The organism is Kocuria coralli (assembly GCF_008831305.1).
Lineage (GTDB): Bacteria > Actinomycetota > Actinomycetes > Actinomycetales > Micrococcaceae > Kocuria > Kocuria coralli.
The window spans coordinates 1-322 of the sequence record NZ_ML708663.1 but is presented as its reverse complement, the minus strand read 5'-3'; the positions used below and the strand labels follow the sequence as shown (position 1 = coordinate 322).

Sequence of the window (322 nt, the reverse complement as noted above, 5' to 3'; positions counted from 1 at the left end):
TGGGCCGTGTCTCAGTCCCAGTGTGGCCGGTCACCCTCTCAGGCCGGCTACCCGTCGTCGCCTTGGTAAGCCATTACCCCACCAACAAGCTGATAGGCCGTGAGCCCATCCAAAACCAGTACAAACCCTTTCCACCAACAGGACATGCATCCGTTGGTCGTATCCAGTATTAGACCCAGTTTCCCAGGCTTATCCCAGAGTCAAGGGCAGGTCACTCACGTATTACTCACCCGTTCGCCACTCATCCACCCAACACAAGTGCCAGGCTTCAGCGTTCGACTTGCATGTGTTAAGCACGCCGCCAGCGTTCGTCCTGAGCCAG

Annotated in this window: 1 rRNA gene; it reads right to left on the bottom strand. The window is 57.1% G+C overall.

The features are described from left to right. Nucleotides 1–322: ribosomal RNA gene (locus FCK90_RS15250) — 16S ribosomal RNA — on the bottom strand; the annotation flags it as partial.